Raw genomic sequence first — 21,280 nt, forward strand, 5'->3', positions numbered from 1 at the left:
GGGCGATCGCAATGGATTGACTCTCTCCTTCTTGCTTTTCTAGCACTTTGGAAATGTCATCTTTATCTTGGATTTCAATTTTGGCAATGGGAGAATTGAAATATACAATGGTTTCATGTCCGAGGGATTCGAGGGTGGTGACTTCCACCTCAATTTTATCATGTTCTGGAGTATTGCTATCCGCTAATAAAAAGGCTTCGGGACGTAATCCGGCAAAAATTGGTTTATTGATATAGCGCTCAATTTCATGGTAGCGATCGCAGGTTTCAGGGGCGATCGCCAGGTGTTGGGTTCCGTAAGTAATGGCAAACTGACCACTTTCGGTTTTGCGTAACTCACTATGAAAGATATTCATTGCTGGAGACCCCATAAATCCCGCGACAAATACATTGATTGGGCGATCGTATAACTCTTGAGGCGGTGCCACTTGCTGGAGTTCTCCCGATCGCATGACTGCCACGCGATCGCCCATTGTCATCGCCTCCACTTGATCGTGCGTCACATACACCGTTGTCGTTCCCATCTTGCGCTGCAAATCTGCAATTTCTGTGCGAATTTGCACCCGCATTTTAGCATCCAAATTAGACAGCGGTTCATCCATTAAAAACACCGCCGGGTCTCGCACAATTGCCCGTCCCATTGCCACCCGTTGTCGTTGTCCCCCGGACATTTGTTTGGGTTTATTATCCAACAAATGGGTCAAACCCAACTTTTCAGCCGCCTCCGCTACCCGCTGTTGTCGTTCCCCTTTCGCCACCTTCATCATTCGCAGGGGAAATTCCATATTTTGCCGGACTGTCATGTGCGGATACAGTGCATAATTCTGGAAAACCATCGCAATATTTCGGTCTTGCGGGCTTTTATTATTCACTACAGCGTTGCCGATGATTAATTTCCCCGCACTAATATCTTCCAACCCCGCTAACATCCGCAGGGCGGTCGATTTGCCACAACCCGAAGGTCCAACAAAAACCATAAATTCGCCATCTTCAATGGTTAAACAGAGGTCTTTCATGGCCGTGAAGCCATTTGCATAAACTTTGTAAATGTGGTCAAATTCTACTTTTGCCATTGTTTTAATTTTTGGATAGTTTAGACAACAATACTGGAAAAAACCCTGCTATATCAGTCCTTAAAGCCCCTCTCCCGTTTTGAGAGAGGGTTTTGGGGTGAGGGCTAATTCCTAACCCTTGATACCCGAGGAAGCAACCCCTTGAACAAACCATTTTTGGAAGATTAAGAAAATCCCTAACATCGGTGCAACCATCATCACCCCAAAGGCCATAATATCTCCCCATTGGATTGGAGGTAAGGTTTGAAATTGGGCGATCGCCACGGGTAAGGGACGGACTCTTTCTCCAACTGCAATCATCGTCGGCCACAGGAAAGAACCCCATTGGGTTAAAAAAGTGAGAATTGCGACTGATGCAAAAACGGGTTTAGAAACCGGCACAATAATTTCAAAAAATGTCCTCACGGGACCCGCCCCATCTACCCTAGCCGCTTCTTCCAATTCTTTGGGCAAAACGATAAAAAAGGTGTAGAATAAATAGATGGAAAAAGCATTTGCAATAAAGGGAATGATTTGGGCTGTGTAAGTATTGCGTAATCCTAACCAGGTGATTTGAAAGAACAAGGGAACCGCAATAGCTTCAAAGGGGATAATCATCAGGGCAATAATTACGGGAAAAATTATGTCTCGTCCACGCCACTGCAATCGGGCAAAAGCATAAGCGGCCATTGAATTTACGACTAAACCCAACAGCACAATCGCCCCGGTAATAAAAATCGAGTTCCAGAAAAATTGGGTAAAATTGACCCGATTAAACACATCCTGATAGTTTTGCAAAGAGGGGCGATCGGGGATAAAGGCTTTCAACGACCCCGCCTCTACCAAAATTAGATTATCAGGCTTGAAACTTCCAACTATCATAAATAAAATGGGCGCAATAAATAACAGCGCCAAAATCGTCAAAACCAGGTAGCTAATGATGATACCAAACCGTTGCTGGTTTTGGCGCTGGGCTACCAATTTGGCATCGGGTGGATTAGCAACTCGCGCACCGAGATTTGGGTCTTCTTTGGGAATTCCGGAAATTTGTTTCATGAATTTTTTAGCACTAACAACCTTGAAAATGAGCAGAAAATTCTAGCTAAAATTCTAGCTGAGGATGGATTTAATCAATCGTCCGTTCTTCTTTAATCAACGTTCTTTGGATTATAGTAATCCCGAGTACAACCAGGAAAAAGACCACAGTCATTGCCGCCCCTTTTGCCATTTTTTGTTGTTCATAGGCTGCGCTAACTGCTTCATACATCACCGTCGTGGTGGCATCCAGCGGGCCTCCATTGGTCATAATTTCGATTTGGTCGTACAGGCGAAACGACAGAATCGAAGTCACCAACATCACAAAAATCAAGGTATTTCTCAGTTGGGGTAACGTGATGTGAAGAAACTGGTTCCATTTATTGCTGCCATCAATCGCAGCAGCTTCGTATAAATCACTGGGAACTGACTGTAAACCGGCTAAGAGAATCACCATTTGAAATCCCACCCCCTGCCACATAGATAGCAGCATAATTGCCGGGAGTGCTAGATAGGGGTCACGCAGAAAATCTCGCGGTTCCCATAATCCAAAGGTGATTAAGTCGAGAAAAGAATTCATCATGCCATTGGCACCTGGGGCATAAATCAAAATCCATATCACGGAAACCAACGCCATTGGAAAAACCACCGGCATAAAAAACAAAGTCCGAAAGATAGCCATGCCGCGCAGGGGACGGTTGAGTAAGAGGGCCAAACCGAGGGCGATCGCCGTTTGCAATGGTACGACTATAATTGCAAAAAGGGCATTGTTGAGTAACGCCCGACGAAAAGACGGTTCGCTAAAAATTCGCGCATATTGTTCTAACCCAATAAACCGCGTGGGTAACGGCGAACCGAGACGTAAATTCGTAAAAGACAAAATCGCCGCTAAGGTAAAAGGCAAAGCCACAAAGAGGAATAATCCAATCAATGCAGGGGCGGCCATCCCTAGGGCGCTGCGCCTGTCATTTTGAGCAGTTAGAGTTGTTTGATTGGTCATAAGTTTAGATTCAAATTCATCTTGAAAATCACTGAATTGACTCAAATACCCGGTCACCGCTAGGAAAGAGTTCGCGGATATTTGGGGATGTTCTGGGAGTGCTAACTCACGTTAGGATACCCTTCATTATCTCGAATGTCTAGGTCAATCTCGGTTGCGGCCCGTTCTAAAGCTTCTTGCACTTCGAGTCCATTGCGAATGTTATTAAAAGCTTCTTGAAAGGCAGAAGTAATCACCGGATAACCGGGAGTTTGAGGACGGGGCACGGTTTTATTATTCAACAATTGTGAAGAAAACAGACGCAACGGCCCGCCTTCGCGGTATAATGGAGATTGTGCGATCGCACTTTGGGTGGCGGGTACGGCCCCATTCGCATTAGACATCGCTAACACTTCATTCGGCTGTAATAGAAACTCTAAAAATGCCATTGCCGCTTGGGGGTTTTGACTTCTTTGTGTTATTCCCCAATTCCAAGAACCCTGGGCGGTTTTCGATCCATTGCCTAAATTCGGCAGCGGTAACACGACTAAATCATCCCCAAAAGCCTCTGCATAACTGGGATAGACCCAATGTCCCGCCCAAGAAAGCGCCACCCGTCCCGTGGTAAAGGCGGCGTCATCCACATTGGGATCAACGTAGCCATTTTGCATCCAAGACTGCACCTGTTCCATTGCGGCAACGGATTCGGGACTATCCATGACCCCGGAAGCAGTTTGGTAGTCTGTGCGATCAATAGTTGCCCCGCCTGCGGAATATAACAGCGGCATAAAGGCATAAGTAAACCACTCTCCGGAATAGTTTAGCTTGAGGTCGAGCACTTGCCCGTCCGGGTCATTTTCGGCTAAGGTGGCTAATGCACGATTAAATTCCTCGGCAGTCCAAGCATCGGCGTTCCCTTGTGGAATGCGAATTCCGGCAGATTCTAGCAGACTGCGGCGTCCGTAAATTCCCAGTCCCGAATCAAATGTTCCCACGGAATAGAGGCGATCGTTATAGGTTCCCTGGATGAGAATCGACGGCAGCAAATCCATGCGGACTTCTGAAGAAATCAAGTCGTCAATGGGTCTGAGGTTTTGCTGCCAGACATAATTATAGATAAATGGCCCATCAAATTCTAGCACATCAGGCAAATCTCGTGAGATTGCTGCCGCTTGGACTTGGGCATTATAGGAACCTTCCGGTAAAAAAGTGAGCTGAACGGTGACCTCATCGTGAGCAGTATTAAACCGATTGACTTGTTCTTGCAGGGTGATTCGTTCTGAATCTTGACCGGCGTGCGCCCAAACTTCCAGGGTACCGGGGTCCCTGGCATTCCTGACACATCCCACAATGATGCTCAGGAGGAAGACAGTAAAAGCCAGCATTCGATATAAACGTTTAAATTTCATGGCGGGTTGATTCTGATTCCCAAACATAATTGGTTCCCGTGTTCTCTCTATTTTTACGACAAATTGGAGCTTTGTGTTGGTTTATGGAAGAAAAAAACAAATAATTTTAAGTTTCTTAACCAAAGTTCATTCAAGTCTTAATTTTTGTTAAGGTAGTGTTCGGATTACATTAGTGTGAGTGAGATTCTTGTGGATTCAATTCAGAGGGAGTAAGAGCGGATATGGTGAGTTTGACAGGAGGCGATCGCCAACTGCCTGGGTATTACCTTCAGATTTCAGACCTTTTTTATCCTGATGAAATGCCAGTTTAACGGGTTTTTACCTAGACTTAGGGTGAAGTAGTCTCAAACTTAGGATTGGCTTTTTTCAAGAAAAACCAAGTTTGGGGAGAAACTTGCCCATCGATAATTACGGTCGCTTCAGGATATTGCAAATTGATATCCCCTTGAAAATTTTTCACGGCTGCTTCGGTCTTGGGACCAAACTTTCCATCAACTCCCATTTCGCCCAAATCGTATCCCATATTTAATAAAATCTGTTGAATCTCTTTAACGTCTTCCCCTTGACTTCCCCATTCTAATATGCATTGAGATAACATGATTGTGCCTCCAACTTTTTTCTAACGATTTGATAAAATTCACACAGGTTCTCCTCTGGGTATGATTCAGTTCAGAACTCGGACTCCTATCGATTCAGAGCCAGTTTAGCCTCGTCTCTGCTTGGTCTCCCACTATCCCCGGATATATTTTGGGGATGAAATCCTCGGGCGTCGCTACAGTCTGGGCAAGACAAACGGGGTTTATACCCAAAGTTTTTACTCATTCGTACCCAATTAGGGCCAGAAACTGGGCTTCTTGTCCTCTTCATCTAATAGCTGCCCGAATGTCCGAACCCCAGGCAAATCAGGGGTTTCCACCGGACCTCGGATGCTCGACCCGATCGCGATCGCCCCGTCGGATTTCCTGGAGTTCGACGGGCGACGGCTTCACTTTTGTATTAAACTAGAGTTACGGCGTCCTTTCTCATCACGAGTCAGGCCAGCGAAAATCCCTCTCCCGATGAACATCGAGCTAGGGTAAACCATGAGCAAAAATTATTAACAAAAAACGATGAATTTGCACGGAATTGAAACAGGAATGACAACTTTAGTTATTTCAGGAAATATTATTTTAACCAGTTTGTGCCAACTTTTAGCTATCTTAGTCATTGGCTTAGGGGTCACAAGAGCTTTAATCATTTTTGTCAAAGATGCTCTCTTTAAACCTCACACAACCGAAGCCTTTATGCGCAGCCGGTTAGTGATGGGATATTCGTTCTCTTTAGGGTTAAGTTTCCTCATTGGGGCGACGATTTTAAAGACAATGATTTCTAGTCAATGGGATGATATTGCCCGGTTAGTCGCGATTATTGCGGTGAGAACGGTCCTGAATTATTTATTACTTCAGGCGATCGCTAAAGCAACCCCGGAAGTCGCACAATTAGACAGTCCTGTTCAAGCCTAAAAGGATTGCTGATGGCAGCAATTTAAGGAGGCGATCGGCAGTTGGTTGAACAAATTCTCAATCGCTTAGAGGGACTACGATGAAAGAGCTACCTGATGAAAAAACCCTGCTTGAACTTTTGGAAATGACAAAAATCGCTGAACAAAAGGCAAGAAAAACCAGCGAACTGGCAACAGACATCGCCTTAAAATATCAAAACTGGATGCGGGAAATTCGAGAAGCCAGGAGCAGTTTGCATAAACCGGATCGACATTTTCATCCATGAGATACTTGAGGTTCATGACCCTTTTTCTCTGCCTTTTGTTGTTCTCGGAGTTTTTGGAGTCTAGCTGCTGCGGGATGGAGGTTCAGGGCTTGAGCTTGTCGTTGCTGATGTCCCCACTCCAGCCAATCGGCTATATATTGACTGATAGATTCTTGATTGTGTAAATAATACAAAATTGTGGCATAAACTTGTTCTAAAGTCAGGGATGTGTAAATTTTGGCGATTTCTTCAGGGGTGCGATCGCGATAAATATAGTCGTATAAAATCGTTTCAATTCCGATGCGTGAGCCTTTCAGCCGAATATCATTCGGAGCTAAAAAGTTGAAGTAATCTTCTAGTTGCATTATCATCTCCTCTTCCTTCACTAAGGGCGGCATTCACTTTTTTTAGTTTTTTGTATGACATTTCTCCTTTTCCAATGCAGACGCGGGAGGAGTTGGAACGTGAGTTTGAGGAACTCAATCGGAGTTTTGAGGAGTTCAAGAAATGATAGTTGTTTCAAATACCACGCCCATCAGTGAATTAGCGAAAATTGGGCGGTTAAATTTACTCCCTGATTTGTTTGGGCAAATCATTATTCCGCAAAAGGTGTATGATGAATTAACCACAGGGAGACATCCAGCCGCCTCTCAAGTACCTTTAAAAGAACTGTTAGATGCCCTGATTGCCGGTGGGAAACGGATTAGTCCAAAGCTTTATCGGGAGGTGCTGGCGACGGCGGGTGAGTAAGTTGCTCTGACATAACGATACTCGCTATTGATTACGAACAGGAATCTGAACGATTTTAAGTGTTAGATTGGTATTCAATCTAACTGGCATAAATGGTTTATTTTTTTTATAAATTAAGGAGAAAGTTGATGGGAATTGAACGGCGAATGTCACGGGATATTTTTGCAGCTACTGAGATTGTTGAACTGAAGCAGCCTTGTTTCACTAGCACGGGTGTGTTGTATCCTGGACTTTATCCGGTGGGACAATTGCCGGATGTGGCGTTTGAAATGGGGTTAGTGGATAGAGTTTATCCGGAACGGGGGAAGGCGGGGAAGGAGGAACAGCAATCTCCGCCGGATGAAAGTTAATGGGTTTGAGCGCGACCCTTGCAGGAATTTGAGAATGGAGCTAAATTTGAAAGTCTTGGGAGTGCGAGCATCTTGCTCGCTTTTTTTATCACAAATGACACTATCACAAACGACACTAGACTATAGTTAATTTGGATGAATTAGACAGGAGGCAGAGCCTCCAATTGGGCATTCCTAGGCAGAGCCTAGGAACGAGGAGGGTGTGGGGTTTTTTGGAGGAGGCAGAGCCTCCAATTGGGCATTCCTAGGCAGAGCCTAGGAACGAGTGGGGCGGGTTTTTTGCCGGGTGTATTGTCCTTTAAATTTTATTAACAATGTCAATAAATCCTTATGGTTGGATAGGAGAATCTCTCGGGACGATTCATCGGGTAAATTGGTATCGTTCGGTGCAAGAAATAACGGGACGTCCCGGTGCTGTTGTTCGGATAGATGGGCAAGAGTTTATTAATTTTGCGAGTAATGATTATCTGGGTTTGGCGGGAGATAATCGTCTGATTTTAGCTGCAATAGAAGCGACTCAACGCTATGGTACGGGGGCGACGGGTTCGCGGTTGATTACGGGACATCGCCCGATTCATCGGGAGTTGGAACGGGCGATCGCAGCCCTGAAACAAACGGAGGATGCGATTGTTTTTAGTTCCGGTTATTTAGCCAATTTGGGGGCGGTTTCGGCTTTGGTGGGGAAGCGGGATTTAATTCTTGCGGACCAATACAATCATGCGAGTCTGAAAAATGGAGCCGTTTTGAGTGGGGCGACGGTTTTAGAGTACGAACATGGGAATGTGGAGGGGTTGAAATTTCTGTTAGACTCTCATCGAAATGCTTATCGGCGCTGCTTGATTTTGACGGATACGGTGTTTAGTATGGATGGGGATTTATGTCCTCTCCCCGAAGTATTAGAGTTGGCTGAAACTTATGGCTGTATGCTGTTAGTGGATGAGGCGCATGGAACTGGGGTGTTAGGAGAAACGGGTGCTGGTGCGGTGGAATATTTTGGTTGTACGGGGCGGGAGTTGATTCAAATGGGAACGCTGAGTAAGGCGTTAGGGAGTTTGGGGGGATATGTGGCAGGAACGGCTGAGTTAATTGATTTTCTGCGAAATCGGGCGGGGACTTGGATTTATACGACGGGACTTTCCCCGGCAGATACGGCAGCGGGGTTAGGGGCGATCGCCATTGTGAATCAGGAACCGCAAATCCGGGCTAAATTGTGGCAAAATGTCAAGTACCTTAAACAGTTGCTGGCAGAGAGTGTACCCTCGGTGGCATCAAGGTTACTGCCCTCAGAGTCCCCGATTCTGTGTTTGCAAGTCCCTGATGCTCAAACGGTTTTAGCCGTGGGAGAGGGACTCAAAGCTGCCGGTATTTTAGTGGGTGCTGTCCGTCCTCCGACGGTCCCAACCAGCCGGATTCGGGTGACGGTGATGGCAACTCACGAAAAGGCTCACTGTGAGCGTCTTGTTGAAGGGTTGAAGTCTCTATTAAAATTCTGATGAACCGAACTCTAAATGCTGCTTTTCCTGCTTTGGGACTGACGATCGCCTTGATGGGAGGTCCTGGACTGTTGCCAATATTGGCTGTACCGGAGGCAGTTGCCCAAACTCGCCCTCAAGATTTCCTGACGGAGGGGGTGCAGAAATTGGAGGCGGAAGACTATGCGGGGGCGATCGCGGATTTGACTCGGGCGATCGAGTTAGATCCGACATTGACGGAGGCTTATACAGCACGAGGAATTGCTCGTCATCGGAGTGACGACTATGTGGGTGCGGTGGCAGATTTTACCAAAGTGCTGGAAATCCAGCCTGAAAATAGTCAAGTTTATGGGTTGCGGGCTTTAGATTATTTATACTTGCAAGAGTATCAGGCGGCGATCGCTGATTTTAATCGGGTGATTGAGGAGAATCCCAGGGATGCGGATGCTTATATGCTCAGGGCAGAGGCCCATACGGAACTGGGGGAGTTTGAGCGAGGGATTCGAGACTATAACCGGGCGATAGAACTAGCACCGGATAACCCCACATTTTATAGAAGACGAGGGCAAAGTCGCGCCCGGAGTGGGGATTATCCTGGAAGTATCGAAGATTTTAATCGGGTGCTTGAACTCGATGCGAATGATGCTCTTGCCTATGTTTTTCGGGGAAATGCTTATGACGATCGCCAGGATCAAGAAGCCGCCCTCGCCGATTACGAGAAAGCCTTGGAACTGGACCCGAATTTAGCTCAAGCCTATTATAATCGGGGAATTACCCGACGTCGGTTGGAAGATTATCGTGGGGCGATCGCCGATTATACGAAGGCGATCGAGTTCAATCCGACTGATACAAATTCCTACTTAAATCGCGGGGTTGCTTATGCTCTATTGGAACAATTTCCCGATGCGATCGCCGACTATACCCAAGCAATTCGGTTTAATCCTAACTTAGGAGAAGCCTATTATAATCGCGGGCTGACTTATCAACGGATGGGGGACTCACAATCAGCGCGGGCGGATTTTCAACAAGCCGCGCAACTCTATCAACGACAAGGATTGACTCGAAAATACCAAGATGCGATCGAGGCAATTGAAAATCTCATTCGGTAATTGAAACTCCCCCAAAAAACGGGCAGAACCATTAGGAATTGGGCGGAAAATTGGGCGAAATGTCCCCAAAATCTTGGGCAAGGATGAGGATCATCTCGATTCCGAGGTAAACTATAAAGATTAACTTAGGGGCAAAAGCAATGAAGGGAATCGATGTGGTGATGGAACAGCAGCATAGTCCCAATCGACTGGGTGATCGCATTGGCAAGGTTTTGATTATTGCGTACAAAGAATCAACGGATTTGCTGGAGAAGACTTTGCGAGAGGAAGGGTTAACTCCGGAAGTAGTGCGACAGGCAGAGAATCCAGCGATGCAGGACTTTTCCCCCAACTATCGCTGTCTGCTCAACCATCGTTCAGCTTGGGAAAAAGCCTTGAGTGGACCCCAACCCACATTAATTGTCGAAGCAGATTTTGTGCCGGTGGAAGGATTCGGACAACTGCCGTTATCTTTTCCGGGCGATCGCACGGATCTGGGAATTGCGTGGCTTTATACCTGTGCTTCCCAAATTTATAGCGTTTCTCAAGAAGGCTATGCGGAGGGATTTTCTACCTCAATGGTGGCTTATATCATCACCAATCATAGCGCTGAGTATTTGATGAAATTGGCGGATCGAATCACCGATGAAATTGGGCCGAAGAAATACTTCTCTTGGGATTCAGGAATTGATACGTTTCTGCGCCAACACAAATTTAAGAATTACGTTCCGTTTCGCAACTATGGAGAACATGGAGGACCTCCCAATCCCGAACATGGTCAAAATCAACTCAGTTCCAGCCATCGCGCAGACATTCTTTATGGAAAACTGGCCTTTTTACCGATGTATGCCTCTGAAGATTACGGCGGGAGTTTGAAGTTTTTGGGAGTCCGACTCAAGGCCCGTCTTAAAGGCATCGGGCGTTTAGTAACGGGACGATATATTCGGTTGCCGGTGCTGAAAAAGTCGAATGTTCCAGGTAGACTCCTGAGTTTTGCCATTCGCCGACACCTCACCCCGAGACTGTGAGAGGAATGTGTTAGAGCAACCGCGTCGAGAGAGTTCAGCAATTGTAGGGTGGGCATTGCCCACCTGAATTACGGTGGGCATTGCCCACCCTACAATTGCTGATTAAATACTGTACCGGCATCCCAGATTTGTGACGAAGGAGGCCAAAATTTTGTACAGAAACCGGGTTTATAACCTTTACTGTAGCCCTGGACTAGAGCAACTGTCAGAAAACCGGGGGATTCTCCCCCCTGAACCCGTCGCAGTCGCCCCCCTTAAATTTTGGGAAACTAGGTTAGGGTAAAAATAGCGTATATTTTTTCTGCTATTGAATCGTGATGTTGTTAAAACCTGTATCGGTATCCCTGACGGCGATCGCCCTGGTGATCGGATTGAGTGCCTGTGCCAATAGTCCGAATAGCGAAACCTTAGAACGGACCTTTGCTGCGGATCCGCTGCTGGAAGAGAATGGGAAAACTCCAGTGGCACCTCCACCGCCTCCGGGTCCCGCCTTGGAGGGAGTGCAGGGATCCTCTGAACTTCCCGAGGATTTCCTGGAAACCATTTCCCCCTATCCCAATGCAGAATTTATCCGGACGATCGCCTCGAATGAGACTCCCGAATCCACAGACGCGGATGCGGGAGTTGTCACCCTCTGGCAAACTTCAGATACTGCCGAACAAGTGCTGAACTTTTATGAACAACAGTTTAATCAGCCGAATTGGGAAATTGTACCCCAAGCCAATCAAGCCGGACCCCAGCCGAATTTAATCGCCCGTTATGGACTGGATTTGCTGGTGAATATTGACGTCACACCGGAAATTGGCAGGGCGGAAAATCCTCCGGAAAAGGGAGAATTTCTGATTAGTTACATTCGGTCCAATCCGGCGCAAACCACTGGAGAAACCCCCGGAGTTCAACCCCCCAATGCGATCGCTATCGAAGCGGCAACCCCGGTATCTCAACCCACCTCGGAACCCCCGGCGACATCCGCCACCCCCACTGCAATAGAACAGGTCCCCGAACAGTTGCGACCCTATTTGCGCGACTTAGAAAAAATGGGGATTGCGATCGCCCAACCCTCGGGGAATACCAGCGCTAATACTACAGAATCTACCGTGGATCTCAACCAAGGAATTACTCGCAAGCAATTTGCACGATGGTTGTTGGAGGTGAATAATAAAATCTATGCCAACCAAACGGGAAAACAAGTCCGATTGACACCTACCACCGCTAACCCAGCCTTTTCCGACGTGAACTCTAATCATCCCGATTTCCAAGTGATTCAAGGATTAGCCGAAGCGGGGATTATTCCCAGCGCATTGAGTGGAGAGAGTAGCGCCACCACATTTCGCCCCGATGCCATTCTCACCCGAGAACAATTGATGTTGTGGAAAGTGCCGTTAGATATCCGCAGCAATTTACCCAGCGCATCTGTGGATGCGATTAAGGAAAGCTGGGGGTTCCAAGATGCGGGTAAAATTGACCCAAATGCTTTGCGGGCGGTGTCTGCCGATTATCAAAATGGGGAACGGTCGAATATTCGCCGTGCTTTTGGTTATACTACCTTATTTCAACCGAAAAAAGAGGTGACACGGGCTGAAGCGGCTGCCGCCTTGTGGTTTTTTGGGGTACAAGGGGATGGACTAACGGTTCCCGATGCCCTGAAAAATTCCAGTCCCGTGGCACCGTAAAGGCGGTATCGGAAGGCATTTGGGGTACTCTCTAGGAAATGCCTAAACGGATGAAATTGAGGGTGGATAGTCACGATAGTCACCCTCTCCCTGAGATAGATACCTTGTAACGGTTTAGGATAAAAGTGAGCCAGCGTTTATCAGTCGGTCAAAAATTTTGGAGGTTATTCCTCACTACGGTCCTGGTGATTTTGGTGGGATGGATTCCCCTACAAATTGCGATCGCCCGTCTGTTCGTCCCAGTTCCCCAAGCGATTGTAGTTCTAGGAGGACATCCCCACCGGATGACCTGGGCTGCCCAGTTTTGGCAGCAGCAGCCCCATTTGGATATCTGGCTGTCGGGAGTGGGGGTGGAAAATCCGGGCTATCGTCAGATTTTCCAGAACGCGGGAGTCCCAGAATCGCAACTCTATTTTGAAACGAGATCTACGGATACCGTGACGAATTTTACAGATATGCGTGAGGAGTTGGTATCCCGGGGTCTGCGGTATGTGTATTTAATCACGTCGGATTATCATATTCGCCGTTCCTGGGCGATCGCCTTGTTCGTTTTTGGCAGTCGCGGGATGATCATCACCCCGATTGCCGTACCTTCTCAGGGGATTCCCCTTGAGTCCCCGGGGCGAGTTTTTCGCGACAGCTTGCGTTCAATTCTGTGGATCTTTACTCGGTATTCTGGGGCGGATCTCAATCCCAACTTGCCCTAAATCTTCGGGAAACCGACTTCAAGAGTTAGCTGGAACTGTAGGAAAATAGTAGGGGAAATCCCAGGTAAATAACCATGACAGTGTTAGAGTCCGATCGCTTATTTGAGACGATTGAAACCTTAGTGTTGCATCATTCGCCCAGTGGGGATGAGGGGGAAATCGATCGCTGGTTATTAAATCGATTTCAGGAGATTGGGGTGGAGGTATGGCAGGATGCCGCAGGAAATGTGATTGCCAAAACTCCGGGACGCCCAGGGGGGAAGTCCCTGGCGATTACCGGACATAAAGATGAAATTGGGGCGATCGTCAAAACCATCGAACCCACGGGAAGAGTCCAAGTCCGTAAATTGGGCGGTTCGTTCCCTTGGATTTATGGGGAGGGGGTGGTGGATTTTTTAGGCGATCGCCTGGTTGTCAGTGGCATCCTCAGCTTTGGGTCCCGTCACATCTCCCACGAATCTCCCCAACAGGCATTTCAGAAAGATAAACCCGTGAATTGGGAAGATGCCTGGGTAGAAACTAAATCCACTCCCGAGGTATTAGCAGAGGCAGGGGTGCGTCCCGGTACTCGCATGGTGGTGGGCAAACATCGCAAAAAACCCTGGCGTTTGGGGGATTATATCGCCAGTTACACCCTGGACAATAAAGCATCGGTGGCGATTCTGTTAGCTTTAGCCGAAACCGTGAAAAATCCCCCGGGAGATATTTATTGGGTGGCATCGGCAAAGGAAGAGGTTGGGGCAGTGGGGGCCTTGTATTTTACCAACCGCCAACGGTTGGATGCTTTAATTGCTTTAGAAATTTGTCCCGTGGCCCCGGAATATCCGATCGCCGAGGGAGAGGTGCCCGTGTTGCTGTCTCAGGATGGGTATGGGATTTACGATGAAGGGTTGAATCGGGAGATTCGGCAGGCGGCAGAACAAGAGGCGATCGCCCTGCAACTGGCAACCATTAGCGGATTTGGCAGTGATGCCTCCATTGCCATGAAATTCGGCCATGTCGCCCGGGCTGCCTGTTTAGGCTTTCCCACCCAGAATACCCACGGCTATGAAATTGCTCATCTCGGGGCGATCGCCAACTGCATTCGGATTCTCCAACGGTACTGCCTCCAGGAATAACCCCGATTAGGATGCCCAGGGATTGGCGATTCATCGGGTCAAATCCGGTGATTTAGCCCCCGTGAGGGCCGACTCGGGGCTAAATATAAATACAAAATAAGCGCTCAAATCCTTGCTATGCAAGACTTTCCAGCAATTCGTCTAAAATCTCTAATTTTTTTTGAAAAAAGGGTTGACAATACTAGGCAACCTAGTTAATATATAAAAGGTGCTGAGGGCACAGCGACAAAAACGCACAGACGACCTCAACAAAGCACGAACTACCTGCCCCCATCGTCTAGAGGCCTAGGACACCTCCCTTTCACGGAGGCGACGGGGATTCGAATTCCCCTGGGGGTATTATACCGCAGTGCGGTAGGATTCATAAAAAAGACATCTCATGTTGAATGAGGTGTCTTTTTTAATGCGATCGGGTTAAGTACACCGATTCAACCCCGGGTGAAAATCCGCCGCCATCAATCACAGGGATTATTCCGAGAGATTGTCAAACTTTTCCTGAACCGAGAGTTTGAGTAGAGAGTTCAGGAAAATCAGAAATGTGAAACCCGAGAGGGTAAAAAAGGCGATCGCCCCGCCTGGATAGGTCCCTATCAAAAGGACTGTACCCGCCACCAGAAAAAAGCCACTCACGCAAACATAAATCAAACTTTTAATGGCTAGATTAATGCGTTTGAGGAGGCGATCGCTTTCCAAGGACCGGACGCGAAATTCCAACTCACCCCGTTCAATCCGTTGTTCCATCCGACGGATAATTTCCCCTTGTCGGGGTTGTTGCAATCGATATTTGACAAAGTCTCGCGCCTGTTGAGTCAGTCCACTGATTAGACTGGTTTTACCTCGGGCCATTGTGACCCTGCGAATAAACGGTTTAGCACAGGCAACGGGATTGTATTGTGGGTCTAACGTGCGGGCGATGCCATCTAGGGTGGTGAGGGATTTGAGAATAAACGTCATTTGTGCCGGTAAGCGAAACGGTTGCTGCTGAAACATCGCATACAACTCGCTTCGCAGTTCCCGTAATGCCTTAATTTCTAAAGGCTTTTCCGTGAAATTTTCTAATAGAAAGGTAATCATCCGGCGCACGGGTTTCATATCCGGAACCGGGACGATTAACCCCATTTCAATTAAGCTATTGAGAACCGCTTCGGTGTCTTTTTTTAAGACAGCAAAGAAGGTCCGAATCATCCGGTCTTTGGCCAGAGACTTGAGTTCGGCCATCATGCCAAAATCGTAAAAAATGAGACTGCCTTCGCGATTGACCGCCATATTTCCCGGATGGGGGTCGGCTTGAAAGAAGCCATCTTCTAGGAGTTGTTTGAGATAACAGCAAATTCCGAGGACGTTGATTTGCTTGACATCAATGCCACAGGATTCTAACGTTTGGAGATCGTTAATTTTGATGCCAGGTAAATATTCCATTCCCAACACCTTGCCACTCGTGTAGCGCCAATAGATTTTAGGGACCAGGATGTTGGTATAATCTCGAAAATTTTCTCGAAAGCGATCGGCATTTTTGCCTTCTTGAACGTAATCGATTTCTTGGGAGAGGAAATTAACGAATTCCTGATAGATTTCTTGTAACTCGTATTTGCGAGTCCAGGGGAAAAAGCGATTGCAAATTTTCACCAAGTCTTGCAATGCTTGAAAATCGAGTTGAAATAATTTTTCTAACCCGGGACGCTGGACCTTGATGACCACATCTTCTCCGGTATGGAGACGTGCTTTGTGGACTTGGCCCAGACTTGCTGCGGCGATGGGGAATTCATCAAAATCGCGAAAGAGGGAGTAAACAGAGTTGCCGAGTTCGGATTCAATGACGGCGATCGCCTCAACGGAACTAAATTCCGGGACTTGATCCTGCAAGGTGGCCAATGCTTTAACGTATTCTTTGGGGAGAATATCGGCCCGGGTGGAGAGTGCCTGACCGATTTTAATAAAAGTCGGGCCTAAATCAAGGAGGGTTCCTACTAACCATTCCGCGCGACGATAGCGGTGATGGGAGGCATTGCGAGCAACCTTATCATCCCACCACAGGTAGAACATCAACTGGGCAGCAGAGCTAAAAATATCAAGTTGACGCCCTAGCAAAGAATAGTTAGAGCGTTGCCACCGGAGTGGTTTCGGAGCCGTCTTTACCACCATTTTTCGGTCAAGCGATGTGAATTCACCCCGAACAAGCGACAAGTTTTTTACCTCAAAATTGTACGATCTAGGCGATCGGATGGCGATCGCCCACCCTACTGTCTTTCATTAAAACATGAAACAGGGCAAGGGGGAGTGTCATTCAGGGGAGACCTAACCCCCCAACCCCTGACCTAGGAGGTCAGGGGGAGCCGTCCATCCCCTCCTAGTCAAGAGATTTATGGGGATACCTAACCCCCCAACCCCCTGACCTCCTAGGAGGTCAGGGGGAGCCGTCCATCCCCTCCTAGTCAAGAGATTTATGGGGATACCTACCTCTTTTAAGAGGAGAGGGGCGGAGAGAGAGAGGGTTTCAAAGCCCCTCCCCTCGGAGGGGAGGGGTTTGGGGAGAGGTTTCTTCCCTCGGGACTAAGCGAGGGAACTGTCCGCCAATTGAGGTAAGGTCAGGGTAAAGCAGGTTTCCCAAGCGGTGGAGTTTTTGATGGGTTGACTGGAGACGGTAATCGAACCATTGAGGTGTTGAACCAAACATTTAACCAGGGCCAATCCTAAGCCGGTGCCGCCGATCGCCTGTTGGGTGACCCCTTGACCCCGACGAAACTTTTCAAAAACATGGGGGAGGTCCTCGGGAGAGATTCCTGCACCTGTATTGGTTAACGTCACGATCACTTGGTTTTGTTGTAAATCAATGTGGTGAGAGGCGCGTAAATACACGGTGGTCCCGGGGTCGGAATATTTCCCAGCATTGGTGAGCAGTTCGTGCAGGATCCGTTCAAAACTTTCGGCGTCGGTGTTGAGTTTAAAAATTTTCTTGCCAATCCCTTTGGGGGCGCGTTTGGGCAATTCCAAGCTGAGATTTAATCCCTTTTCCTCAAATTTATCCTGAAACGAGTTGGCGATGTCATTAAGGACGAGTTTCAGGTCAAGGTTTTGAACATGAATGGTAGCTTGATTCGACTCATACTCCTGAAGTTTGAGCAAATCGCGAACTAAATTGCTTTCTCTGCGCCATTCCGACTCTAGGATATCCAGATAGCGGGTTTGGCGATCGGGGGTAATTCCCGGCTGCCGCAACATCTGGATGGCGACTTTCATGCTGGTGAGGGGGGTATTGAGTTCGTGGGAGAGGGTAGCTAGAAATTCATCCTTGAGATGGTTTAATTGGCGCAGTTGGTCAATTTGCTGACGGGTTTTTTCGTAGAGTTTGGCTTGAACGTCCAAAGAGCGCTGTAATTGAGCCGTGCGTTCTTCAACCAATGCCTGAACTTGCTGCATGGTTTGGCTGTGGAGGATAGCGGTGCTCAGTTGAGCGGCTACTAATTCGACGAGACGGAGTTCCTCGACTTGCCATTGACGGGGTGCACTGTGTTCGAGGACGAGAAAGCCCAAAACCTTGCCTGGGCCGGATCCGGCACTGGTAATCCCGACCAAGGGAAAGGTGAGCAGAGCGGGCATTGTTTCTGGAGAGAAGATTGGGGAGGTGCCGATATCAGGATTGAGGGAGAGGAGGGAACGGCGATCGCCGATCGCCAAGGAGTTGGGGGCAGCTAAAAAGGCTTGCTGACACCAGTAACATTCCGACAACCAAAATGAGCGATCGCCCGTGGCAGCGGAGGACTGACCCTCTTTAAGGTGGGTCAACGACTTCAAATCCTGATGGGGGTGGGGGATACTGTCGGAGACAATGGTTACTTTGGCTTTGGGAAGACGGGAAGCTGCCGAATCCAGGGGCTGTTCGGAATCACCGTCTCGGGAAGCGGCGATGCGGTTACTCTGCGGGAAACGGGGTTTAAACAGGGGGTCGGCATATTTTAAGAGCAGGATGCGACCGCGATCAACTTGCAATGTTTCAGCCAGACTATGGATTGCCATCTGAAGTATTCGTTCAATATCGGCCCCTCGATGGATTGCGATCGTGAGCTCGTGGATCAGGGTTTGATATTTTTCTTTCTGGCGAACCTGTTGTTCTAAGGGCCCGACTGTCTGAGTCTGGAGGACCTGATTGAAGGCGATCGCCACTTGTTCTGACAGGGCCGTTAGGTTCATCATTTCCATAGAGCTCCAATAGGAACCCTGGGATTGCTCCAAATTTTCCAACCGGGCCATCCCCGCTGAGGCCCTCTTTCTTTCCTCCAAAGCGACTCGAAAACATCCACGCATAACAATAATGGCTCCGTTAATCTCACCCTGAAATCGGGTGGTGATGGCCAAGACTCTGCCTACGGACACTCCCGCTCCTGCGTCCACCCCTAAGACCTCTTGCCAAGCCCTCTGGGGGTCAGCGATCGCCACAAGGTTTGCACCGTCTAGGATTTCTAACCAATTTACTCCTTGCAGAGTTGCCAATTCCTCGGGCAAGAACGGGTGGTTTGGACTGGCAGGCTGCCATATCTGGGTTTGTAGGCTCTGGGTTTGGGGGTCTCGAACCACCATCAGACAACAATCGGCGGGGAATAAAGAACCCACCCACTCCAGGATGCCGCGCAACACACTCCCGGTCTCGGTTTGCGTCACGAGGATTTGGGCAATTTGTCTCCCTAAATCAGCGCGGTGGAACTCTTGCATGAATCGAGCCGGGGATTCGGGCCTCAGAACGGGTGAACTCAGGTGTATAGTAAAAGACTCAGCCATGTTTGCGATACTTTTCCTCGTAACGAGATTCAACAGGCACAGGTTGAGTCGGTTAGGGGCAGTAATTTTCCCGGGCCCTTGGGCCGGGAAGGGTGCATTGAGATCCGGTCTTCGGGATCGTTCATGCACTTGATCCACTGCATCTTGCTTCTCTCAACTGTTCCTCGCTTTATCTGCAAACCGAGCTGCCATTTTATTCATCAATGATAGACCGACTCTGCTGATCCCAAACTGATCTGGATGTTTTCTACGACACCCCAGTGGGGCTGAGTCCTTTTGATCCAGATTACACCCTGGAGAACTCCAATGGCATCCGTGATTTCGCTGCAATTGATCATTTGAGCTTGATGCTACGGTGCCAACAAATACGGCGGCAGAGGGTAGGCGATCGCCTTGGGAGGAACCCCACTCCCGAAAAAACCAATATTAAATCGTTTTGATAGTGCTAGCATCACCGATTGGTTACTGGAGTTGATGAAGATAGATGGAAACAGGTGCACAGGATTAAATTAGAAATATGGGCAGAATTTTTATTTCAGCCGGTCACGGGGGTTATGAGAATGGCGCACTCGATCCAGGGGCGATCGCCGGAGGAACCACGGAAGCGCAGGAAATGATTCTCCTGCGGGATTTAATTGTGGGGGAGTTGCGATCGCGTCCGGGGGTAGAAGTCTTAACAGTTCCCGATAACCTGAGCATGAGTCAGTCTATCTCCTGGATTAATACCCGTGCTCGGGCTTCTGATGTGGCCCTAGAAATCCATGCCAATGCCTTTGCTAACCCGACGGGCCGTGGAGCCAGCGTCTACTACATTGCCAACAATGACCAACGCCAGCAAAATGCCGAACAACTGCTGCTGAGTTTACTGAGGCGAGTTCCCCAACTTCCCAATCGGGGGGTTAAACCGGATACGGCAACGACCCTAGGCAATTTACCGTTCAATCGCTGGGTGATTATCCCCTCTTTGTTGATGGAGGTTTGCTTTCTCACCAATCCCGATGATCGGTCTTTACTCCAAAATCGTCGCCGGGACTTTGCGATCGGCATCGCTGAAGGTTTAGTTGCTTGGGCTGAAGGGACCCCCCTGCCGGACCCCGTGCCTCCAGCGACTTCCTCACCTGTGCCCCCGAGTTATCCCCCGATTAATATCAATATTAATGGGCAGATTTATGGAGAACAGGGGGTGATTATTAATGGGAATGCTTATATCCCCATTGATGTGGTGGATAGTTTTAAAGTGAACCTATCTACCAATGCAGCGATTCGGAGGGTAACCTATCGAAATATTGTATATGTCCGGGCGATTGAGTTGCGGGAACATGATATCTCGGTGGGGTGGGATGGGGGGACGCGCACGGTGCTGTTGCGATCGATTTTACAAATTTGTCCGGGGTATCTTGATCGCATTGTCGGACATGGTAACACCTCAGAAGTGCAAATGATTGTTTTTCTAAAAGGCAACAATCCCCAGGCGATCGTCCAGTTCCCGGACCTTCCCAAACTGTACCGGGAAGAAGCGGCGATCGAAGGCATCAATTACGATATCGCCTTCTGTCAAATGTGTTTGGAAACCAACTTTCTGCGCTTTAATGGGGAACTCCAACCCACCCAAAACAATTTTGCGGGTTTGGGCTCCGTGGGTGGAGGGAATACTGCCGCTTCTTTCCCCAGTGCTCGGATTGGGGTGCGCGCCCATATCCAACATTTGAAAGCTTACGCCAGTATTGAACCCCTGGTCATGGAACAGGTTGATCCACGCTTTCGCTTTGTGGCCCGTGGCATCGCCCCTTTACTGGAACAACTCAGTGGTCGCTGGGCCGCCGATCTCCAGTATGGTCAGAAAATTTTGGCCCTATTGCGACGGCTGTATGAATCTTCGGGTTTGTTGTAAGCCAACTCCAAGCCCTCAACTTTACACAAGAGAAACACGGTAGGGCTGGTAGCCTCGCGCTCTAAAGAAGCTATGTGGAAAGCCCACGCGAGCGGTTTTAACCGCCTATCGCATTTTTCCGCAAAACTCTACCCTTATAGAATATCATTGGGCAAAGGCAAGTTTTCTGGACAATGATGCGCTACCCAAATTCGGTGAAAAACCGGCAAC

The 21,280-nt window shown here is 48.3% G+C and carries 20 protein-coding genes and 1 tRNA gene; 13 read left to right on the forward strand and 8 right to left on the reverse strand.

Annotation, left to right across the window (positions count from 1 at the left end; all coding sequences use genetic code 11):
- The 5 genes from J0895_RS11495 to J0895_RS11515 all read right to left on the reverse strand — a co-directional run.
- On the reverse strand, window positions 1–1,072 hold a 1,072-nt coding region (locus tag J0895_RS11495), incomplete at its 3' end, for an ABC transporter ATP-binding protein (protein WP_207088229.1).
- 111 nt (window positions 1,073–1,183) lie between these two features.
- Window positions 1,184–2,107 (reverse strand): carbohydrate ABC transporter permease, encoded by a 924-nt coding sequence (locus J0895_RS11500; RefSeq protein ID WP_207088230.1) that lies wholly within the window; start codon window positions 2,105–2,107, stop codon window positions 1,184–1,186.
- 70 nt (window positions 2,108–2,177) lie between these two features.
- On the reverse strand, window positions 2,178–3,086 hold the full coding sequence (locus tag J0895_RS11505) for a carbohydrate ABC transporter permease (protein WP_207088231.1): 909 nt from the start codon (window positions 3,084–3,086) through the stop codon (window positions 2,178–2,180).
- Between the two features lie 101 nt (window positions 3,087–3,187).
- Window positions 3,188–4,474, reverse strand: a complete 1,287-nt coding sequence (locus tag J0895_RS11510; protein WP_242541221.1) for an ABC transporter substrate-binding protein — start codon at window positions 4,472–4,474, stop codon at window positions 3,188–3,190.
- A gap of 328 nt (window positions 4,475–4,802) precedes the next feature.
- A complete protein-coding gene (locus tag J0895_RS11515) occupies window positions 4,803–5,072 on the reverse strand; it encodes a peptidoglycan-binding domain-containing protein (protein ID WP_207088233.1) in 270 nt (89 codons plus the stop codon).
- 284 nt (window positions 5,073–5,356) lie between these two features.
- On the opposite strand from J0895_RS11515, the gene J0895_RS26375 reads away from it, so the two are divergent.
- The 3 genes from J0895_RS26375 to J0895_RS11525 all read left to right on the forward strand — a co-directional run bounded on the left by J0895_RS26375 (window position 5,357) and on the right by J0895_RS11525 (window position 6,241).
- Window positions 5,357–5,479, forward strand: coding sequence for a hypothetical protein (locus J0895_RS26375; protein ID WP_277989824.1), 123 nt, complete (start codon window positions 5,357–5,359; stop codon window positions 5,477–5,479).
- Window positions 5,480–5,610: 131 nt separating this feature from the next.
- A complete protein-coding gene (locus tag J0895_RS11520) occupies window positions 5,611–5,976 on the forward strand; it encodes a DUF1622 domain-containing protein (RefSeq protein WP_242541222.1) in 366 nt (121 codons plus the stop codon).
- A 79-nt stretch (window positions 5,977–6,055) separates the two neighbouring features.
- The gene (locus tag J0895_RS11525; RefSeq protein ID WP_207088235.1) at window positions 6,056–6,241 is read left to right on the forward strand and encodes a hypothetical protein; all 186 of its coding nucleotides are present in this window, start codon (window positions 6,056–6,058) and stop codon (window positions 6,239–6,241) included.
- On the opposite strand, the gene J0895_RS11530 is transcribed toward J0895_RS11525, so the two are convergent.
- A complete protein-coding gene (locus tag J0895_RS11530) occupies window positions 6,232–6,585 on the reverse strand; it encodes a DUF433 domain-containing protein (RefSeq protein ID WP_207088236.1) in 354 nt (117 codons plus the stop codon). The genes J0895_RS11525 and J0895_RS11530 overlap by 10 nt on opposite strands.
- Window positions 6,586–6,727: 142 nt before the next feature.
- Between J0895_RS11530 and J0895_RS11535 the strand changes: the two genes are divergently transcribed.
- From J0895_RS11535 to J0895_RS11575, 9 genes are all read left to right on the forward strand, one after another.
- On the forward strand, window positions 6,728–6,970 hold the full coding sequence (locus tag J0895_RS11535; protein ID WP_207088237.1) for a PIN domain-containing protein: 243 nt from the start codon (window positions 6,728–6,730) through the stop codon (window positions 6,968–6,970).
- A 128-nt stretch (window positions 6,971–7,098) separates the two neighbouring features.
- Window positions 7,099–7,320, forward strand: a complete 222-nt coding sequence (locus tag J0895_RS11540) for a hypothetical protein (protein ID WP_207088238.1) — start codon at window positions 7,099–7,101, stop codon at window positions 7,318–7,320.
- Window positions 7,321–7,634: 314 nt separating this feature from the next.
- Entirely contained in the window at window positions 7,635–8,813 is a 1,179-nt protein-coding gene (gene bioF / locus J0895_RS11545; RefSeq protein ID WP_207088239.1) for an 8-amino-7-oxononanoate synthase, read from the forward strand.
- Window positions 8,813–9,901: a tetratricopeptide repeat protein gene (locus J0895_RS11550; RefSeq protein ID WP_207088240.1), complete on the forward strand. Its 1,089-nt coding sequence runs from the start codon at window positions 8,813–8,815 to the stop codon at window positions 9,899–9,901. The genes bioF and J0895_RS11550 overlap by 1 nt, the downstream gene beginning before the upstream one ends.
- A 140-nt stretch (window positions 9,902–10,041) precedes the next feature.
- Window positions 10,042–10,908 (forward strand): glycosyltransferase family 25 protein, encoded by an 867-nt coding sequence (locus J0895_RS11555; RefSeq protein WP_207088241.1) that lies wholly within the window; start codon window positions 10,042–10,044, stop codon window positions 10,906–10,908.
- Between the two features lie 317 nt (window positions 10,909–11,225).
- Complete coding sequence (locus tag J0895_RS11560; RefSeq protein WP_242541223.1) at window positions 11,226–12,581, forward strand: S-layer homology domain-containing protein; 1,356 nt, start codon at window positions 11,226–11,228, stop codon at window positions 12,579–12,581.
- A 125-nt stretch (window positions 12,582–12,706) separates the two neighbouring features.
- Entirely contained in the window at window positions 12,707–13,288 is a 582-nt protein-coding gene (locus J0895_RS11565) for an ElyC/SanA/YdcF family protein (RefSeq protein ID WP_207088243.1), read from the forward strand.
- A gap of 74 nt (window positions 13,289–13,362) precedes the next feature.
- The gene (locus tag J0895_RS11570; RefSeq protein ID WP_207088244.1) at window positions 13,363–14,406 is read left to right on the forward strand and encodes a M42 family metallopeptidase; all 1,044 of its coding nucleotides are present in this window, start codon (window positions 13,363–13,365) and stop codon (window positions 14,404–14,406) included.
- A gap of 266 nt (window positions 14,407–14,672) precedes the next feature.
- A tRNA-Glu gene (locus tag J0895_RS11575) sits at window positions 14,673–14,745 on the forward strand.
- Between the two features lie 129 nt (window positions 14,746–14,874).
- Here the strand turns inward: J0895_RS11575 and J0895_RS11580 are convergent.
- Both J0895_RS11580 and J0895_RS11585 read right to left on the reverse strand, forming a co-directional pair.
- Window positions 14,875–16,548 carry an ABC1 kinase family protein gene (locus tag J0895_RS11580; RefSeq protein ID WP_207088245.1) on the reverse strand — a complete coding sequence of 558 codons (1,674 nt, stop codon included), beginning with the start codon at window positions 16,546–16,548 and terminating at the stop codon, window positions 14,875–14,877.
- A 408-nt stretch (window positions 16,549–16,956) separates the two neighbouring features.
- Entirely contained in the window at window positions 16,957–19,113 is a 2,157-nt protein-coding gene (locus J0895_RS11585) for a GAF domain-containing sensor histidine kinase (RefSeq protein WP_207088246.1), read from the reverse strand.
- A 583-nt stretch (window positions 19,114–19,696) separates the two neighbouring features.
- Between J0895_RS11585 and tftA the strand changes: the two genes are divergently transcribed.
- Window positions 19,697–21,070 carry a hormogonium tapered terminus morphoprotein TftA gene (gene tftA / locus J0895_RS11590; RefSeq protein WP_207088247.1) on the forward strand — a complete coding sequence of 458 codons (1,374 nt, stop codon included), beginning with the start codon at window positions 19,697–19,699 and terminating at the stop codon, window positions 21,068–21,070.
- Window positions 21,071–21,280 lie beyond the last annotated feature (210 nt).

This window comes from Phormidium pseudopriestleyi FRX01, from assembly GCF_017313335.1.
GTDB lineage: Bacteria > Cyanobacteriota > Cyanobacteriia > Cyanobacteriales > Laspinemataceae > Laspinema > Laspinema pseudopriestleyi.

Excerpts from the sequence above, each read along its gene's own strand:
- J0895_RS11570 (WP_207088244.1), top strand. The coding sequence starts at position 13,363 with ATGACAGTGTTAGAGTCCGATCGCTTATTTGAGACGATTGAAACCTTA.
- J0895_RS11540 (WP_207088238.1), top strand. The coding sequence starts at position 7,099 with ATGGGAATTGAACGGCGAATGTCACGGGATATTTTTGCAGCTACTGAG.
- J0895_RS26375 (WP_277989824.1), top strand. The coding sequence starts at position 5,357 with ATGTCCGAACCCCAGGCAAATCAGGGGTTTCCACCGGACCTCGGATGC.
- J0895_RS11520 (WP_242541222.1), top strand. The coding sequence starts at position 5,611 with ATGACAACTTTAGTTATTTCAGGAAATATTATTTTAACCAGTTTGTGC.
- J0895_RS11585 (WP_207088246.1), bottom strand. The coding sequence starts at position 19,113 with ATGCAAGAGTTCCACCGCGCTGATTTAGGGAGACAAATTGCCCAAATC.
- J0895_RS11550 (WP_207088240.1), top strand. The coding sequence starts at position 8,813 with ATGAACCGAACTCTAAATGCTGCTTTTCCTGCTTTGGGACTGACGATC.
- J0895_RS11515 (WP_207088233.1), bottom strand. The coding sequence starts at position 5,072 with ATGTTATCTCAATGCATATTAGAATGGGGAAGTCAAGGGGAAGACGTT.
- J0895_RS11530 (WP_207088236.1), bottom strand. The coding sequence starts at position 6,585 with ATGCAACTAGAAGATTACTTCAACTTTTTAGCTCCGAATGATATTCGG.
- bioF (WP_207088239.1), top strand. The coding sequence starts at position 7,635 with ATGTCAATAAATCCTTATGGTTGGATAGGAGAATCTCTCGGGACGATT.
- tftA (WP_207088247.1), top strand. The coding sequence starts at position 19,697 with ATGGGCAGAATTTTTATTTCAGCCGGTCACGGGGGTTATGAGAATGGC.
- J0895_RS11505 (WP_207088231.1), bottom strand. The coding sequence starts at position 3,086 with ATGACCAATCAAACAACTCTAACTGCTCAAAATGACAGGCGCAGCGCC.
- J0895_RS11555 (WP_207088241.1), top strand. The coding sequence starts at position 10,042 with ATGAAGGGAATCGATGTGGTGATGGAACAGCAGCATAGTCCCAATCGA.
- J0895_RS11535 (WP_207088237.1), top strand. The coding sequence starts at position 6,728 with ATGATAGTTGTTTCAAATACCACGCCCATCAGTGAATTAGCGAAAATT.
- J0895_RS11580 (WP_207088245.1), bottom strand. The coding sequence starts at position 16,548 with ATGGTGGTAAAGACGGCTCCGAAACCACTCCGGTGGCAACGCTCTAAC.
- J0895_RS11525 (WP_207088235.1), top strand. The coding sequence starts at position 6,056 with ATGAAAGAGCTACCTGATGAAAAAACCCTGCTTGAACTTTTGGAAATG.
- J0895_RS11510 (WP_242541221.1), bottom strand. The coding sequence starts at position 4,474 with ATGAAATTTAAACGTTTATATCGAATGCTGGCTTTTACTGTCTTCCTC.
- J0895_RS11500 (WP_207088230.1), bottom strand. The coding sequence starts at position 2,107 with ATGAAACAAATTTCCGGAATTCCCAAAGAAGACCCAAATCTCGGTGCG.
- J0895_RS11560 (WP_242541223.1), top strand. The coding sequence starts at position 11,226 with ATGTTGTTAAAACCTGTATCGGTATCCCTGACGGCGATCGCCCTGGTG.